The organism is Brachybacterium sp. ACRRE, from assembly GCF_022346485.1.
Taxonomy (GTDB): domain Bacteria; phylum Actinomycetota; class Actinomycetes; order Actinomycetales; family Dermabacteraceae; genus Brachybacterium; species Brachybacterium halotolerans.
Window position 1 is genome coordinate 1 of sequence record NZ_JAKRMO010000037.1, and the last position, 13,764, is coordinate 13,764.

Sequence of the window (13,764 nt, forward strand, 5' to 3'; positions counted from 1 at the left end):
CCGCCGCCCCATGACCGACCACCCCGCCATCCGGAAAGGCACATGATCCCCATGACGCATCCCGACAGCTCCGACACCCTGCGCCTCGTCTGGCCCCAGTGGCAGGGCGCCGGACGCGAGAACGTCGCATCCCTCCTGCCCGAGTTCTCCGGCCCCGTCGCCCGCCACGGCTACGCCGTCGGCTCCCGGATCCTCGACGCGATCATCCCTGCGCACGACGGTCCCACCGAGCACGTCCCGGTCGACATGGCCGAGCCCGAGGAGGGGCCGACGGGCGGCATCGAATCGCGCGCGAGCATCCTGGCCTCCCTCGCCGCCGCCCAGGAGGCGATCGCCCGGCACGACGCCGCGCGGATCCTCACGCTCGGCGGCGAGTGCTCCGTGAGCGTCGCCCCGTTCGCTGCGCTCGCCGAGCGCTACGGCGAGGACCTCGCCGTGGTGTGGATCGACGCGCACCCCGATGCGGACACCCCGCAGACCGGGTACGACGGGTACCACGCGATGGCGGCGTCCGTCCTCACCGGGCACGGGGACGCCGAGATCCTCGACCGCCTGCCCGCCACGATCGCCCCCTCCCGCTTCGCCTACGCCGGCCTGCACGCCGGCGAGCCCGACGCCCTGGCGAACGTGCCCGCCTGGGGGCTCACGACCATCGGCCCCGATCAGCTGCGCGCATCGAGCGACGCGCTGCTCGCATGGCTGGCCTCGACGGGCGCGACGAAGGTCGCCATCCACCTCGACGTCGACACCGTCGACAGCGAGGAGATCACCTTCGGGCTCGGCGAGGTCCCGGACGGTCTCACCAGCGCGCAGGTCCACCGGGTGATCGCCGACATCGGCGATGCCTGCGACGTGGTGGGGCTGACGATCGCCGAGTACATCCCGCGGCAGGTGATGGCCCTGCAGGGCATGCTGCGAGGTCTTCCGCTCGTCGACCGGAAGGGCTAGAGCAGCCCGAGCGCCCGGGCGATCGGGACGGCGCTCGCCGCGGCCCACGCCTGCGGACGGCACGAGGCCGGATAGGGGAGGGGCGCGGAGACCTCGTCGGCGCTCTGCCCGCCGAACAGCTCGGGGAGACGCTGGTCGAAGGAGTCCGCGGCCCGCACCAGGCCTCGCGCCAAGACGCGCGCCTCGTCCTCGAAGCCGGCGCGGAGCATGCCGCGCAGGATGTATCCGGTGTCGTGCGTCCACACGCTGCCGCCGTGATAGCGCAGCGGTCCGTAGCCGCCGTTGTCGGTGCAGAGGGTGCGGATGCCGAAGCCCGAGAACAGGGTGGGATCCATGAGGCGGTCCGCGACCAGGCGCTCCTGCTCCGCGTCCAGCAGGCCGGTCCCCAGCAGGTGCCCCATGTTCGAGGCCACGCCGTCGACCGGGCGCTCTGCGCCGTCGAGGGCGATCGCGGGATACCGGCCGCGCTCGTCCTCGCACCAGAAGCGCGCGTGGAACGCCTCGTGCAGGCGGGTCGCGAAGGCGCGCAGTCGGGCGGGGAGCTCCGCGGACGACGGGCCCGTCGGGCCGCCGCGTTCGAGCAGGTCGGCGGCGTGCAGGGCGGCTGCATAGGCGTATCCCTGGACCTCGGCGAGGGCGATCGCGCCGCTCGCGAGGGAGCCGTCCGCGCGGCGGATCGAGTCGTCGGAGTCCTTCCAGCCCTGGTTGGTCAGGCCGTGCCCGCTCTCGTCGATGTACTCGAGCAGACCGTCGCCGTCGGCGTCCGCATGCTCGAGGAGCCAGTGGGCGGCGGCCTCGAGGCGCGGGCGCAGCTCGGCGAGCACACCGGGGTCGAGGCCCGCGTCGAGCGCGTCATGCAGGAGCTCGATCCACAGCGGCGTCGCGTCGATCGTGCCGAAGTAGACCGGCGGCAGATGGCTCGCGGCCATCTCCATGCCCTGCGCGCGGACCTCGTGGAGGATCTTGCCGGGCTGCTCGGCCGTGGCGGTGACGATGCGGGTGCCCTGCATGCTCGCGAGCGTGCGCAGGGTGCCCTCGGCGAGCGTGGTGTCGACGGGCAGGGCGAGCGAGGCGGCGATCAGCGAATCGCGTCCGAAGAGCGTGAAGAACCACGGGGCGCCGGCGGCGGCGAAGCTGCGCGCCGGATCGCCCGGCACCTGCAGGCGCAGCGCGTCGAGGTCCGCGAGGGAGCGGGCCAGGAGATCGCGGGCGGCGCGGCGCTCGGGGTCCGCGTCCTGCTCGACCGCGGGCAGGAGGTGGCGGGGATCGGCGGCCTCGAAGGGGACGTCCGGGTCGGCGAGCTCGAGCTCCCAGCTCGCCTCGGCCGCGCCGCGCGCCGGTGCCTCGAGGATGCAGCGCCAGGTGACGACGGGCCCGTCGGCCTCCGGGACGATCGGGCTGGTGCTGGTGCTGGTGCTGGTGCTGGTGCTGGTGCCGGTGCTCGCGCGGAGCACGGCCTCGCCCCGCTCACCGATCGACCACCGCGCCGCGCCCTCCTCGACGTGGGCGCCTGGTCGCCCGGGATCCTGCGCGAGCATCAGTCGCGGGTCCTTGACCTGCGACATCGTCGCGCCGTCGGTGACGAGCCCGAGACGCAGGGGCAGGGTGCGCGGATGGTCGTCGTCGTTGCGCAGGCGCAGCGTCTCGCGGATGCCGCGGCCGGATGCGGCGCGCGTGCGCTCGAGGATGACGAGCGGGTCGCCGGGCAGATCGGGCGCGGTGACGAGCCGGCGGAACACGACCTCCTGCGCGCTGCGCACCTCGGCGGACAGGGGCGAGAGGGCAGGGCGCTCGACGTGCTCGTTCTCGGGCCGTTCCTCGACCTCGCAGGTCAGGTCGGAGACGACGCGGGTGTCGCCGAGATAGACGCCCTGGGCGCCGACGCCCATGATCGTGCCGTCGGGCGCCGACCATGCCTGCAGCGGGGCGCGCAGCACCACGGCGAGATCGTGGAGGAAGGGCTGGTGGTTCTCGACGCGCCGCGCTGCGGACGGACTCGGGGAGGACGGAGGCGTGCTCACCGCTTCATGCTTGCACGCGCGGCCCCCGTGCGCTCGGGGAATGCACGCCCGCGATCAGTCCAGCGCCTGCTGCCAGAACGCGGCCTCCATGCGGGTGGCCGTGCGGAAGATCCGCTCGAGCCGTGCCCGCCGGCGGGCGGGCAGATGGTCGCCCGCGAGCTCGTCGAGCCGCGCACCGGCCTCGGCGGCGCTCGCCTGGAACTCCTGCCCCGCGTACTCGGCGATCCACTCGCCGTAGGGGTGCTCGGCGCCCTCGGCGAGGCGCGGCGCGAGCGCGGTCCCGATCTCCGCGTAGCCGATCGCGCAGGGCGCGAGGGCGACCTGCAGGTCCAGGGCGTCCCCGGCCATGCCGGCGTCCAGGACGAAGCGCGTGTAGGCGACGGTGCCGGTCTTCTCGTCGGCCGACTCGAGGGACTCGCGGTCGATGCCCCAGGAGGCCGTGAGCCGCACGTGCAGAGCGGTCTCGGTGAGGATCGCGGTCAGCGAGTCCGCGGCGGAGCGGATGCCCTCGAGGCTGTCGGCCTTGTACGCCGCCAGGGCGTTGGCCCGTGCGAACTGGAGGAGGAACAGGTAGTCCTGGACCAGGTAGTCCTGGAAGGCGGCCAGGGGGAGCGTGCCCTCGCCCAGCCGCGTGACGAAGGTGTGGTGGACGTAGGCGTCCCAGTCCTCGGCGGCGGAGGCCTTGAGCTGGTCGAACAGCACGGAGGCGCTCATGCCGTCGCCACCTCGCCGTCGGCCTCGTAGGCCGAGTCGAAGAACTCGTTCTCGAGCTGGACGGTGCGCGCGAAGAAGGCGCGCACGCGCTCGGGGTCCTGCACATCTGCGGCGTCGAGCTCGGTGCGCAGGAAGTCCACGAGATCGCGGAAGCCGGGGCCGTCGTGCAGGGCGATCCACTCGGCGTGGACGAAGCTCTCGGGCCGGGGAGAGGGCGCCCGGCTCGCCCAGTCCAGGTAGAGCCACTCGGTGACCAGCAGGACCGCGAGGATCGCGGCGTGGTCGCGGGTCTCCGCCGCCTCCCGGAACACGTCGAGGAAACCGTCGGTGGCCGCCGTGTTCGGGATCCGCGCGCGCTCCTCCTCGCTCACCCCGAGCGCGTCGAGGGCGCGCAGGAAGTACGTGTTCTCGTCACCGGCGACCTCCCCGGCGAAGCGCGCGAATCGCAGCCGGGCGGCGGGGGTGCGGGCGGTGGCCAGCGCGGCGCCGATCAGCTGCAGGAAGGCGTCGAGGAAGCGATGGTCCTGCACCAGGTAGCGCGCCATCACCTCGTCCGGGACGGTTCCCGCGTGCAGCTCGCGCACGAAGCGGTGGCCGACGGCGCGCTCCCACGCCGGGGCGTGCTGGAGGCGCAGGGACGCCGTGAAGGCGGCGTCCTCGGTGGACGGACGTGGGGCAGGTGTCATGGTGGCGATCCCTCCGCGAGTACGAGCTCGATCAGGTTCAGCGGGTGTGTTCTCAGCCCTGGTCAGGGCACCCCGTGCACGTGCGAGGGTAGCGCCGCCGCGCGCATCGGACGAGGCCGTCCCGCGCCGTGGGAGCCACGGGCCCCGTGGGCAGGCCCCGCGGTCTACGCTTCGCAGCATGCTCGGACTCCTGCGCAGGCGCGCCGGTGCGCTCGCGATCGGGGCGCTGGTCCTGGTCGCCGTGCTGTGCGTCCTCGGCGGCGGGCTGCCCCCGCAGGATCTCGCGGCGCTGCTGGAGCGGGTCGCGCCGGTGCTGGGATTCGTCGTCGCGATCGCGGTGCTCGCCGAGCTGGCGCGCGAGGCAGGACTCCTGGACGTGATCGCCCACGGCCTCACCGTCCTCGCCCGCGGGCGCACCGCCGTGCTGTGGTGCGCCGTGTGCGCTCTCGCCGTGGTGTGCACGGCCTTCTTCTCCCTGGACACGACGGCGCTGATCATGACCCCGGTGGTCGTGCTCACGGCCCGGCGCGTCGACGTGCCCGCGGTGCCCTTCGCCCTGGCCACCGTGTGGCTCGCGAACACGGCGTCACTGCTGCTGCCGGTCTCGAACCTCACGAACCTGCTGGCCAGGGGTGCCCTGGGCGGGGGCACGGCGGCGTTCCTCGCCCGCAGCGCCGTGCCCACCCTGATCGCGGTCGCGGTGCCGGTGGTCCTGCTGGCGATCGTCCATCGCCGGGACTTGCGGGGCCGCTTCCGGACCTCGCCCGCCCCGCAGATCCGCGACCGCGTCCTGCTGAGGGTGAGCGGGTGCGTGGTCGTGGTGCTGCTGCCCCTGCTCGTGCTGGTGCCGGCGGTGTGGATCCCGGCGGGCGCGGCGGCGCTCGTGCTGCTGCTCGCCTTCGCGCTGCGGCGCCGCGAGGCGATCGGAGTGCACCTGGTGCCCTGGCGCCCGCTCGCGATCGCCCTCGCCCTCTTCGTGCTGGTCGAGACCGCGCACGTGCAGGGCGCGACGTCGTTCGTGCTCCGTGCGGCCGACGGCGGCGCGGGGCCGACGGGCCTGCTGCGCACCGCCGGGACCTCGGCGCTCGCGGCGAACGTGCTCGACAACCTCCCCGCGTTCCTCCTCCTCGAGCGCTCTGCGGCGGACGATCCCGCGTCGGCCATGGCCCTGCTGATCGGCGTGGACGTGGGGCCCCTGATCACCCCGTGGGCATCGTTGGCCACCCTCCTGTGGCATCAGCGGATGCAGGCGATGGGCGTGCGGATCCCCTGGACGCGCTTCATGGTGCTCGGCGCGGTCGCAGTGGTGATCACGGTGCCCCTGGCGTCGCTCGCGCTGGCCGTCATGGAGTGAGCAGGCCGGACCTCAGACGCTCTCGGGGTCCGACAGCAGGCGCTCGGGGATCCGGTCGCGACCGACGACCTGGGACACGAGATCGCGGTCGATCCGGCTGCCGCGCCGGACGATCGTGAGCGTGCCGCGGACCTCGAGGATCACCAGCTCCACCTCGTCGAGGTCGAGCACCCCGCTCACGCGCAGGCGATCCAGCAGCATGGCGCGGGTCAGCCTGCTGCGCTGCAGGCCGGCCGCGACCGGCTCCCCGCCGAGCATGACCACGATCGGGCGCGTGCGCCGCAGCAGCAGAGGGACGCGGCGGAACCTGCCCGTCACGTACTCGAGGACCACCAGGGTGCTCAGGACGACCACCGCGCCGAGCATGGTCGGCGATTCGCCGAGGGTCGCGCGGGCGGTGATGCCGCCGACGACGGCCAGGACCACGAAGCTGCCGGCGCTGGGGCGGGCCATCAGGCGCGGACCGATCGCCTGCATGAGCAGGGAGAAGAAGCCGTACAGCACGATGGTCGAGGCGACGACGCCGAGGACCGCGCTGCCGCTGATCCCGACGTAGTCGCGCCAGATGAGGTCCCAGTCGATCATGGGGCCATTGTCGTCCCTGGGGACCCACGCCTCACGATGCGCGACTCACGCCTCGCGCGCGGCGAGCGGGATCCGTCCGCCCGCGAGCACCATCTCCACCTGGCGCGGCGAGAGCCGATGGTGCACGGGGACCTCTCGGTCCCCGATCCGTGCGGTGAGGTCCGTGCCGGCCTCGAGCGCCGCGTGGATGCCGTCGATCTCGACGAGATCGCCCGTGGAGATCCTGTCGTGGTCCTCCGGGTCGTCGAACTCGAGGGCGAGGATCCCGAAGTTCGCGAGGTTCTGCCAGTGGATGCGGGCGAAGGACACCGCGATGACCGCCTTCAGCCCCAGGTAGCGGGGAGCGATCACGGCGTGCTCGCGCGAGGAGCCCTGCCCGTAGTTCTTCCCGGCGACCACCACGTGGCCTCCCGCGTCCTTCGCCTCCGCGGCGTTCGCGGGATAGTCGGGGTCGATGCGGGTGAAGGTGAACTCGGAGATCCTCGGGATGTTCGAGCGGAAGGGGAGCACGCGCGAGCCGGCGGGCATGATCTCGTCGGTCGAGACGTCGTCGCCCATCACCAGGATCACGGGGGACCGCAGATCGTCGTCGATCGGCGCGAACTCGGGCAGCGAGGAGATGTTCGGGCCCTTCACGAGCTCGACCTCACGGGCCTCCTCGAGCGGCAGCGGCGGCTGCAGCATGTCCTCGATGCGCGCGAACTCCGTGGGGAGCTGCGGGCGCGGGGCCGGGATCCCGAGCGAGTCCGTGAGCGTGCGCGGATCGGTGATCCGCCCGGTCAGCGCCGCTGCGGCCGCGGTCTCCGGCGAGCACAGCCACACCGAGTCCTCCTCGGTGCCCGAGCGGCCCGGGAAGTTGCGGGGCATGGTCCGCAGCGAGTTGCGGCCGCTCGCGGGGGCCTGGCCCATCCCGATGCAGCCGAGGCATCCGGACTGGTGGATGCGCGCCCCGGAGGCCACCAGATCGGTGAGCCAGCCGCCGCTGATCAGGTCGGCGAGCACCTCGCGGGAGGTCGGGTTCACGTCCACGGAGACGGCCTCGTGCGCCTGGCGGCCCCGCAGGGTCTCGGCGAACGCGGCGAAGTCCCGCAGTCCGGGGTTCGCCGAGGAGCCGACGACCACCTGGAACACGTCCTCGTCCTCGACCTCGGCGACGGGGCGCACGTTGCCGGGGGAGGAGGGCGCGGCGATCAGGGGTTCGAGGGCGCTCAGGTCGATGTGCTCGGTGACGTCGTACTGCGCGCCCTCGTCGGCTTCGAGACGGGTGAACTCGTCACTGCGGCCGACGGCCCGCAGGTAGTCGCGGACCGCGTCGTCGGCGGGGAAGACGGTCGCGGTCGCGCCGAGCTCGGCGCCCATGTTCGCGATCACGTGCCGGTCCATCGCGGTCAGCTGGGCGAGGCCCTCGCCGTGGTACTCGATGATGCGGCCGACGCCGCCGCTGACGCCGTGGCGGCGCAGCATCTCCAGCACCACGTCCTTCGCGCTCACCCAGTCCGGCAGCTCGCCGGTGAGCTCGACGCCCCAGACCTCGGGCATGGCGACGTAGAGCGGCTGGCCGGCCATCGCCATCGCGATCTCCAGGCCGCCCACGCCGATCGCGAGCATGCCGAGCGCGCCCGCGGCGCAGGTGTGGGAGTCCGAGCCGATCAGCGTCGCCCCCGGGCGGCCGAAGTGGGCCTGGTGCACCGGATGGGAGACGCCGTTGCCCGCCTTGGAGAACCAGAGGCCGAAGCGCCGCGCGGCCGAGAGCAGGAACAGGTGGTCGTCGGGGTTCTTCTCGTCCGTCTGCAGCAGGTTGTGGTCCACGTACTGCACGGAGAGCTCGGTGCAAATCCGGTCCAGACCCATGGCCTCGAGCTCGAGCATGACCATGGTTCCGGTCGCGTCCTGGGTGAGCGTCTGGTCGACCCTCAGGCCGATCTCGCTGCCGGGGTCCATATCTCCCTCGACGAGATGGGACGCGATGAGCTGGTGCGCGACGGTCTGCGCTCGAGTGCTGTCCACGATGCTGCCCTCCAGAGATCGTGGTCCGCCGTCGGCCCGACGGCGGACCTCTTTCGAGAGTAGGCCAGGTGGCGCGAGGGCGGGGTCGGGCGACGAACACGAGGTGGCGATCCGATGAACTCGGCCCGCACTTATGTGCAGTCCCCTCGCACAAGCGAGCGCCGTTGCTACCGTGACGACGGTCACTGCGAGACCCGCGGATCCGCGGCGCGCAGTCGCGCACGAACGATGGAGCTCCACGGAGAGGAACCACTCTGAGATGAGCCTCGAAGCCCCCGCTCTCCCCGCTGATCGCGCCCCAGGTTCGGCGGCATCCGGGCTCCGCCCGCTCCCGCCGCAGCGACTGGCCGCCCGTCGACGGCGCAGGCGCCGCGGCTACGCGCTGTTCGCGCTGTTCGCCTTCCCGAATCTCGCGCTGATCGCGGTCTTCGCCTACTGGCCGATCATCGCGAACCTCTACCTCAGCCTCACCGACTGGGACTTCATCTCGCCCCAGCCGCTGTTCATCGGGCTGACGAACTACACGTCGATGCTCGCCTCGCCCTCGTTCCACAAGGTGCTGTGGGTCTCCGTGGTGTGGGTCGTGGTGGTCGTGGGGATCAGCCTGCTGCTCGGTGTGCTGCTTGCCGCGCTGTTCTCCAGGAAGCTGCGAGGCACCCCGGTCGTCACCGGTGTGGTGTTCGCGCCGCACGTGGTCTCCGGCGCGGCGATCGCGGTGGTGTGGCTGTTCATCTTCGACCCCAACTACGGGCTCGCCCGGGTCGTCTTCGACCTCTTCGGCGCCCAGTCGCCCAGCTGGACCACCGATGCCCACTGGGCGCTGCCCGCCCTGCTGATCGTCTCGATCTGGAAGGGCGTCGGCTTCGTCTCGATCGTGTACCTGGCAGGCATCCAGGGGCTCCCCTCGGACGTGCTCGAGGCCGCGAAGCTCGACGGCGCGAGCGCGTTCCAATCCTTCACGCGGGTGATCCTGCCGCTGCTCTCGCCCACGACGTTCTTCCTGGTCATCACGCAGACCATCGGGGCATTCCAGGCCTTCGACCTGATCGCGGTGATGACCAGCGGCGGGCCGGCGTCCTCGACCACCACCCTGAGCTGGTTCATCTACGAGCAGGCGTTCCTGCGCTCGAACGTCGGCCTCTCCGCGGCTGCGGGGACCATCATGTTCATCCTGCTGATGATCATCACGGCCTTCCAGTTCCGATTCGTCGAGAGGAAGGTGCACTACTGATGTCGACCTCCGTGTCCTCCCGGACCGCGTCCGGGGATCTCGACCCCTCCGCCGCGCAGGATCCCTCGGCCCCCGGCTCCGTCGGCCGGAAGCGGTCGCCGCGCCGACGTCGCGGGTCCTTCAGGCGCAACTGGTGGGGCTACCTGCTGCTGATCGCCGTCGGTCTGGTCTTCCTGATCCCGCTGTACATGCTGCTGTCCACGTCCTTCAAGGCGAACAGCGACATCTACACCTGGCCCATGAAGTGGCTGCCCCGCAGCCTCACGTTCGAGAATCTGCGCGAGGCCTGGCGCATCGCGCCCTTCGGCGCCTTCATCAAGAACTCGCTGATCGTGACGGTGGTCGGGGCCGTGCTGAAGGTGGTGCTCGCGATCTTCGCGGCCTACGCCTTCGCCTTCCTCCCGTTCCCCGGCAAGAAGTGGCTGTTCGTGGTGATGCTCGGCGCCCTCATGGTCCCCGGGCACGTGACCCTGCTGGTCAACTACCTGACCATGGGCAACCTGCATCTGATCAACACTTACGCGGGCCTGATCCTCCCCGGCGTGGCCTCGGCGTTCGGCACCTTCCTGCTGCGTCAGCACTTCATGTCGCTGCCGGACGAGGTGTTCGAAGCGGCGGAGGTCGACGGCTGCGGTCATCTGCGCCGGCTGGTCTCCTTCGTGCTGCCGATGTCCGTGCCCGCCGTCGCCACCGTCGCGCTGGTCGCCGTGATCGACGAGTGGAACAACTTCGTGTGGCCGCTGATCATCACGAACTCGGTGAACATGCGCACCCTGCCGATCGGCCTGATGTACCTGAAGTCGAACGACGGCGTGACCAACTGGGGCGTGCTCATGTCCGGCACCCTCATCGTCGTCCTGCCGATGCTCCTGGTGTTCCTGTGCGCGCAGCGCTACATCGTCACCGGCCTCACCGGTGCCGCCGCCGGCAACGGGCGCTGAGCCGGAACCGATCGTCGAAGGAGAGACATGCCGATCCATCCAGCGAGCCGCGCCCCTCGCCGCGGCCTCCGCCGACCCGCCCCGTCCCGTCGGGCCCTGCTGGGCGCCGGCCTGCTGGGCGGGACGATCCCGCTCCTCTCGGGCTGCTTCGGCCTCGGGGAGACCGACGGACTCGTGCTCGAGCAGCCGGCGGGCGATGTCCCCGAGAAGTACCGCGACCGTCAGCGCGTCGTCATCTGGAGCGCCTACACGGCGCACAACGCCGAGGTGATCCAGGCGAACCTCGATGCCTTCCACGAGGCGCAGGACGACATCTTCGCGGAGGTCCAGATCTTCGACAGCTACGACGGCGTCGAGTCGAAGCTCGCTGCGAGCATGCAGGCGCGCCAGGTCCCCGACATCGCCGTCTTCAGCGACGTGGTCTGGAACCGCTTCTACCTGGCCGAGGCGCTCGAGCCCCTGGGCGCCTACTTCGACGAGGGCTTCGGCACCGACAGCTTCGACGAGCGCTTCCTGAAGGAGGGCACGGTCAAGGACGAGGTCTGGTGGCTGCCCTTCGGCCGCTCGACCCCGCTGTTCTACTACAACCGGGAGATCTTCGAGGCCGCCGGTCTGCCGGATCGCGCCCCCGAGACCTTCAGCGAGTACCGCGACTGGGGGAAGGCGGTCGGCGAGGTCGAGTACAAGGGGAAGAAGGTCCCGATGCGCGCCTACGTCGGCGGGGACGACTGGTACTTCCAGGGGTCCATCTGGGCATTCGGCGGTGCGTACTCCGACGGGCTCGACATGCGCCTGATCACCGACGCCTCCATCGCTGCGCTCGAGTACGACCGCGCCTTCATCCATGACGACGGCTCCGGGTACCTGGCGGCGGACGCGACGGGCGACTTCTCCTCCGGAGCCTGTGCCACCGCGATGCAGTCCACCGGATCCCTGTCCGGCATCAAGGAGGCGGCGACCTTCGACTTCGGATGCGGGTTCCTCCCTCGGGAGAAGGACGCGGGAGTGCCGACGGGAGGCGGGGGCCTGTCGATCCTGCGCTATGCCTCGGCCGAGCGGAAGCAGGCCGCGTGGGAGGTCATCAAGTTCCTCAGCACCGGGCAGCGCACGATCGACTGGACCCTGGGCAGCGGGTACGTGCCCTGCACGAAGGATGCGATCGAGTCCGACGAGGTCGCGAAGCTCGCCGCGCAGGATCCGCGATACAAGGTCGCCCTCGATCAGTTGGAGATCTCCCGCGAGCCCGACATCGTGCGCCGCTACGTGCCCGAGACCCTGGTCGAGGCCAAGAACGCCATCCAGTCGGTCTACTCGGCCGGCGAGAGCGCCGAGAAGGTGCTGACGCGGATGGAGAAGGAGCTCGAGCCCGCGATCGACAGGGTTCGAGAGAAGTTCGAACGGAGAGTGGGGACGGATACATGACCGGCATGCTGATCGTGGGCCATCGCGGCGCGATGGCCCACGCCCCGGAGAACAGCCTGGAGTCCTACGCGCTCGCGGAGGAGGCGGGGGTCGACGAGATCGAGCTCGATGTCCGCCTGAGCGCGGACGAGCAGCTGTTCCTGCTGCACGACGCCACGCTCGACCGCACGGCGGGCGCGGACTCCGCCAGGGGCCTCGGGCCCGCCGGCGAGCTGACCATGGCGCAGTTGCAGGCGGCGGTGCTCGATTCGGGACGCGGGGTGGCCTCCCTCGCGGAGATGTACGACGCCACCAGCACCGGCATCCAGCTCGAGATCAAGGCGCCGGAGACAGTGCCCCATCTCGCCCGGTACTTCGCGGAACACCGGGCCGACGCCGAGCGGACCGTGCTCATGAGCTTCCAGGAGGACGCCCTGCGCGAGGCGGCGCGGCTGATGCCGCAGGTGCGGCGTGGGGTGATCCGCAAGGACCTCGCGACGGCCGAAGGCTTCCCCGGCGGCTGGCAGGGCTTGGTCGAGCACACCCGCGCCCAGCGACTCGCCGTCGGCCTCGAGGGGCTCACGGAGGACACCGCCGCGCAGATCCGCGACCAGGGACTGGAGCTGCACGTGTGGCCGATGCGCACGCTGGAGAACATGCGGGACGCGGTGCGTCTGCAGGCCGACGGCACCACCTCGGACGATCCCGCGCTGGCGATGCAGTGGCTGCGCGAGGTGCAGAACGAGCAGGCGTCGGCGGACCGGCAGGAGCCGGCGGGACGGGCACCGGGCTCGTGAGCGGTTCTCCGCCGGAGCGGCAGGCCGCGTCGGCCTCCACGATGCCGCTGGACCAGCAGATCCTGCACGTGTACGTCGCCCTGCAGAACCTCGCGCAGGGTCGGACGGTCAATGAGATCGCCGAGGAGATCGGGAAGTCCCGCTTCGTCACCGCACGCATGGTCCGGCGCGCACGGGATCTGGGCCTGGTCGAGGTCCGTGCGGCGGTCCCCGACCCGATCGACGTCGCCCTCTCCGCGCGGCTCGCCCAGCGCTACGGGCTCCGGTCCGCGCTGGTCGTCGCGACGCACTCGGACCGGGATCCCGAGGCGCGGGAGGCGATCGCCGCGGTCGCGGCGCGCTTCATCCGGGAGACGGTCCAGGAGGACGACGTGCTGGGATTCACCCCCGGGCGCACGCTCGTGCAGGCCTCTCAGCAGGTGGAGGAGCTCCCCAGCGCCGACGTGGTCCAGCTGACGGGCGTCGGCTGGCCGCGGCTCGGGGACGGCGTCGAGGTGATCTCCAACATCGGCCGCGCGACCGGCGGAGCGACGTACCCGCTGTACGTCCCGATCCTCATCGAGCCCGAGGAGATCGCGATCCTCCGGCATCCCATGATCCAGCAGGTGCAGCGTCGCTTCGCACATGTTCAGAAGGCGTTCCTGACCATCGGCGGCTGGCCCGACTCCTCGCTGCTGGCGAGGATCCTCGAGGAGAAGGGCGAGCGCGAGCGGTTCGAGAAGCTCGGGGTCGTCGCCGAGATCGGCACCAGCCTGCTCGACATCGACGGGACCAGCGTCGGCGGCCTCGGGGAGCGGTTCACCGGCATCCCCGAGGACCAGCTGCGACGGGTGCCGCTGCGCGTCGCCATCGGCGGGGGAGAGGGCAAGCACCGAGCAGTGCTCGCGACCCTCCGATCAGGGCTCGCCCATGTCGTGATCACCGACGTGCGCGCCGCGGAGCTCGCCCTGGAGGCCGCGGAGACGTGAGAGAGGTCCCGGCGGCCCGGCCCCTCGCCGCTCGCTCCCTCCGCATCTCCACCCTGTTCTCCACCCGCGGGCGGTTCGCCCAGGGCGGCCTGTGCCGAAGCATCGAGGCAT

The 13,764-nt window shown here is 71.5% G+C and carries 12 protein-coding genes and 1 riboswitch; of the genes, 7 read left to right on the forward strand and 5 right to left on the reverse strand.

Annotated features, from left to right (window positions below; translation table 11 throughout):
• Positions 1-51: 51 nt before the first annotated feature.
• A complete protein-coding gene (locus tag MHY49_RS11625; protein WP_239204259.1) occupies positions 52-948 on the forward strand; it encodes an arginase family protein in 897 nt (298 codons plus the stop codon).
• Here MHY49_RS11625 and MHY49_RS11630 read toward each other — a convergent pair.
• The 3 genes from MHY49_RS11630 to MHY49_RS11640 all read right to left on the reverse strand — a co-directional run bounded on the left by MHY49_RS11630 (position 945) and on the right by MHY49_RS11640 (position 4,369).
• Positions 945-2,969 carry a glycogen debranching N-terminal domain-containing protein gene (locus MHY49_RS11630; protein WP_239204261.1) on the reverse strand — a complete coding sequence of 675 codons (2,025 nt, stop codon included), beginning with the start codon at positions 2,967-2,969 and terminating at the stop codon, positions 945-947. The two genes, MHY49_RS11625 and MHY49_RS11630, sit on opposite strands and share 4 nt — an antisense overlap.
• A gap of 54 nt (positions 2,970-3,023) precedes the next feature.
• Complete coding sequence (locus tag MHY49_RS11635) at positions 3,024-3,683, reverse strand: TenA family protein (RefSeq protein ID WP_239204263.1); 660 nt, start codon at positions 3,681-3,683, stop codon at positions 3,024-3,026.
• Positions 3,680-4,369, reverse strand: a complete 690-nt coding sequence (locus MHY49_RS11640) for a TenA family protein (protein WP_239204265.1) — start codon at positions 4,367-4,369, stop codon at positions 3,680-3,682. Before MHY49_RS11640 ends, MHY49_RS11635 begins: the two co-directional genes overlap by 4 nt.
• Positions 4,360-4,454, reverse strand: a riboswitch (TPP riboswitch). (Overlaps the previous gene by 10 nt.)
• A gap of 93 nt (positions 4,455-4,547) precedes the next feature.
• On the opposite strand from MHY49_RS11640, the gene MHY49_RS11645 reads away from it, so the two are divergent.
• Complete coding sequence (locus tag MHY49_RS11645; RefSeq protein WP_239204267.1) at positions 4,548-5,723, forward strand: SLC13 family permease; 1,176 nt, start codon at positions 4,548-4,550, stop codon at positions 5,721-5,723.
• A gap of 12 nt (positions 5,724-5,735) precedes the next feature.
• Here MHY49_RS11645 and MHY49_RS11650 read toward each other — a convergent pair whose 3' ends face one another.
• Together MHY49_RS11650 and MHY49_RS11655 are read right to left on the reverse strand one after the other, a co-directional pair.
• The gene (locus MHY49_RS11650; protein ID WP_239204269.1) at positions 5,736-6,308 is read right to left on the reverse strand and encodes a YetF domain-containing protein; all 573 of its coding nucleotides are present in this window, start codon (positions 6,306-6,308) and stop codon (positions 5,736-5,738) included.
• 45 nt (positions 6,309-6,353) lie between these two features.
• On the reverse strand, positions 6,354-8,315 hold the full coding sequence (locus tag MHY49_RS11655) for an aconitate hydratase (protein WP_239204271.1): 1,962 nt from the start codon (positions 8,313-8,315) through the stop codon (positions 6,354-6,356).
• A gap of 259 nt (positions 8,316-8,574) precedes the next feature.
• Here MHY49_RS11655 and MHY49_RS11660 point away from each other — a divergent pair, with 259 nt between their 5' ends.
• From MHY49_RS11660 to MHY49_RS11680, 5 genes are read left to right on the forward strand one after another with little or no spacing between them, the layout of a single operon-like run.
• A complete protein-coding gene (locus MHY49_RS11660; RefSeq protein ID WP_239204273.1) occupies positions 8,575-9,546 on the forward strand; it encodes a carbohydrate ABC transporter permease in 972 nt (323 codons plus the stop codon).
• Positions 9,546-10,487: a carbohydrate ABC transporter permease gene (locus MHY49_RS11665; protein ID WP_239204275.1), complete on the forward strand. Its 942-nt coding sequence runs from the start codon at positions 9,546-9,548 to the stop codon at positions 10,485-10,487. Before MHY49_RS11660 ends, MHY49_RS11665 begins: the two co-directional genes overlap by 1 nt.
• 27 nt (positions 10,488-10,514) lie before the next feature.
• Positions 10,515-11,909, forward strand: coding sequence for an ABC transporter substrate-binding protein (locus MHY49_RS11670; protein ID WP_239204277.1), 1,395 nt, complete (start codon positions 10,515-10,517; stop codon positions 11,907-11,909).
• Positions 11,906-12,685 carry a glycerophosphodiester phosphodiesterase gene (locus tag MHY49_RS11675; protein WP_239204279.1) on the forward strand — a complete coding sequence of 260 codons (780 nt, stop codon included), beginning with the start codon at positions 11,906-11,908 and terminating at the stop codon, positions 12,683-12,685. Before MHY49_RS11670 ends, MHY49_RS11675 begins: the two co-directional genes overlap by 4 nt.
• Positions 12,682-13,653, forward strand: coding sequence for a sugar-binding domain-containing protein (locus tag MHY49_RS11680; protein WP_239204281.1), 972 nt, complete (start codon positions 12,682-12,684; stop codon positions 13,651-13,653). Before MHY49_RS11675 ends, MHY49_RS11680 begins: the two co-directional genes overlap by 4 nt.
• Positions 13,654-13,764: the final 111 nt, after the last annotated feature.